The following is a 2908-nucleotide window of genomic DNA, read 5'->3' on the forward strand; positions in this document are numbered from 1 at the left end:
GTGTTGGCTTTTGCCACAAAAAGAGCAGTATAACAATTTATTACTTTTGTCGCCGTCTGTAGGAGTGTCAGACATTCAGCTACCTCTTTTATACGTTGGCTGCCAAATAAGGTTGGCAACTATTTCAAATTCGCTTTTAACTATACCAAAATTTACTGGTTTTCGCATAGTAACTCAAAGTGGCAAGCAATTATTTGCTTGCCTACACGCTTACTTGCTTTCGCGATTTGTAAACACTGAGTCAACCAGGCCGTAATCTACAGCTTGTGATGCACTCATAAAGTTATCACGGTCAGTATCGCGTGAAATAACATCTAATGGCTGGCCTGTATGCTCTGCCATTAAGCGGTTAAGTTTGTCTTTAATAGACAGAATTTCTTTAGCGTGTATTTCAAAGTCAGATGCTTGACCTTGGAAACCACCTAACGGTTGGTGAATCATTACACGTGAGTTTGGTAAACAAAAACGCTTACCTTTAGCGCCAGCAGTAAGTAAAAATGCGCCCATGCTTGCCGCTTGGCCAACACAAATAGTACTTACATCTGGTTTGATGAAGTTCATTGTATCGTAAATTGCCATACCAGCGGTTACCGAACCACCTGGTGAATTAATATATAAAAAGATATCTTTTTCAGGGTTCTCTGATTCTAAAAATAGCATTTGCGCTAAAATTAGATTTGCCATGTTGTCTTCAACTTGGCCCGTTAAAAAGATAATTCGCTCTTTTAATAGACGCGAATAAATGTCATACGAGCGCTCACCTTTAGCTGTTTGTTCAACAACCATAGGGACTAATGCATTTAGGGGATCTGTCATACCAGTGTTCATACTTTTTTAATTCCTTATGCGCTTATGCTTTTTCTTACTAAAGGAAGCATAGTTATCATTTTTCGCAAATTATGGGGCACAAACTAAAATGGCCCGGGCACACTGCATAAACAGAGTAACACGAGCCATTTAATCGTTAGCGAGCGCTTAAGTCAATGACTTATTAAGCACCTTGCTGAGGATTCATGATGTCATCAAATGCTTTTTCAACGTCAGACACGTTTGCTTTAGCTAAAATAGCTTCAACAGCTTGCTCTTCCATTGCAACATTACGCATTTGCTGCATAAGTTGATCATTTGATTTGTAGTATTCTACTACTTCAGTTGGATCTTCGTAAGCAGATGCAACTGTAGCAATTAATGCTTCAACTTTTTCATCATCAACTTTGATATCGTTTGCTTTGATCACTTCACCTAGTAATAGGCCAGTTTTAACGCGAGTTACAGCTTGCTCGTGGAACAATTCAGCTGGAAGCTCAGGCATGTTTTTAGCGTCGCCACCAAAACGTTGAGCTGCTTGCTGACGTAATGCGTCAACTTCTTGATCAATAAGTGCTTTAGGCACTTCGATTTCGTTGTTTTCTAAAAGACCTTTAATCGCTTGGTCTTTCACGTTAGCTTTAACCGCTTGGTCTAGCTCACGTGTCATGTTCTTTTTAACTTCTTCTTTAAGCGCGTCTACGCCGCCTTCGGTAACACCGAACTTAGTTGCAAACTCTTCGCTTAATTCAGGTAGCTCTTGCGCTTCAACTTTTTTCACTGTGATAGTGAATTGAGCCGCTTTACCTTTCAGGTTTTCAGCGTGGTAATCTTCAGGGAAAGTTACATCAGCAACTACTTCTTCGCCTGCTTTTTTACCAACGATGTTGTCTTCAAAACCTGGGATCATACGACCTTGGCCAAGCTCAAGTGGGAAATCTTCAGCTTTGCCACCTTCAAACTCTTCACCGTCGATAGTACCTACGAAATCAACTGTTACACGGTCGTTTTCGCCAGCAGCTGCGTCAACATCAGCCCAAGAAGCGTGTTGCTTACGAAGTGTTTCTAGCATGTTTGCTAAATCTTCGTCAGTTACTGTTACCGCTGGTTTTTCTACTGCAATTTTGTCTAAACCTTGAACTTCAACTTCAGGGTATACTTCAAACGTTGCTGTAAACTCTAAATCTTTACCTGCTTCAAGTGATTTAGGTGCAAATGATGGTGCGCCAGCAGGGTTAATTTTTTCAGCAACAATTGCTTCAATGTAGTTACGCTGCATTACTTCGCCAGCTACTTCTTGACGAACCGCAGGTCCAAAACGCTTGTTAATTACTGAAACTGGTACTTTACCAGCACGGAAGCCATCGATACGCTGCGTTTTTGACAGTTGTTGTAAGCGTTTTTTTACTTCGGTCTCAACGTTCTCTGCAGGAACGGTGATGGTCAGACGGCGCTCAAGGCCTTGAGTCGTCTCAACAGAAACTTGCATGATTTACCTCAATATTCAATTTTGGCGACTGTTCGCCTTCCTTACAAACAAAGTAATCTTCATGAGTCTTGATAAATTTTAAAGCGATTTTTCACTAAAAAGCATCCGTCACTACCATGAGATCCCATTGCTGCTCTGCCCTTCGGGCACTATGTTAAACAATAGACGCGGCATTATAACCTAATAATTATGATAGTCGAGTGTAGGGGGCAATTATTTGGACTAGTTTAGCTACGATCGAGACCAACTGCGTAAAAAACAGACTAACTGGTACGTAAAAGCGATATTTTAGTAGGAAGTAAATAGAAGTTATTGCTGAGTGATTACTCGTTTACTTTCTTTAAGGTTAAGAAAGTGGTCGGCGATGCAGGATTTGAACCTGCGACCCCTTGGACCCAAACCAAGTGCGCTACCAAACTGCGCTAATCGCCGATAATCGTGTTGAATACTTAAATGTTGAATTTAAGACCACTTATGAGAAAGTGGTCGGCGATGCAGGATTTGAACCTGCGACCCCTTGGACCCAAACCAAGTGCGCTACCAAACTGCGCTAATCGCCGATACTCGAAGTAAATTGGGGTGACTGATGGGGCTCGAACCCACGACAACCGG

Annotated in this window: 2 protein-coding genes and 2 tRNA genes; all 4 read right to left on the reverse strand. The window is 41.6% G+C overall.

All coding sequences use genetic code 11. The annotated features are described in order from the left end of the window. Window positions 1-210: 210 nt before the first annotated feature. Window positions 211-828, reverse strand: a complete 618-nt coding sequence (gene clpP / locus B2R65_RS09410) for an ATP-dependent Clp endopeptidase proteolytic subunit ClpP (RefSeq protein ID WP_024033798.1) — start codon at window positions 826-828, stop codon at window positions 211-213. A gap of 163 nt (window positions 829-991) precedes the next feature. Further along, window positions 992-2296 carry a trigger factor gene (gene tig, locus B2R65_RS09415; protein WP_286742140.1) on the reverse strand — a complete coding sequence of 435 codons (1305 nt, stop codon included), beginning with the start codon at window positions 2294-2296 and terminating at the stop codon, window positions 992-994. A 355-nt stretch (window positions 2297-2651) separates the two neighbouring features. Further along, window positions 2652-2728, reverse strand: a tRNA-Pro gene (locus tag B2R65_RS09420). Window positions 2729-2779: 51 nt separating this feature from the next. After that, window positions 2780-2856: transfer RNA gene (locus B2R65_RS09425), tRNA-Pro, on the reverse strand. Between the last annotated feature and the right edge of the window lie 52 nt (window positions 2857-2908).

The organism is Pseudoalteromonas sp. UBA2102 (assembly GCF_002331165.1).
Classification (GTDB): domain Bacteria; phylum Pseudomonadota; class Gammaproteobacteria; order Enterobacterales; family Alteromonadaceae; genus Pseudoalteromonas; species Pseudoalteromonas atlantica.

What these genes read in the sequence shown, in the direction of transcription:
- clpP (WP_024033798.1), bottom strand. Translation starts at nt 828, where the DNA reads ATGAACACTGGTATGACAGATCCCCTAAATGCATTAGTCCCTATGGTT.
- tig (WP_286742140.1), bottom strand. Translation starts at nt 2,296, where the DNA reads ATGCAAGTTTCTGTTGAGACGACTCAAGGCCTTGAGCGCCGTCTGACC.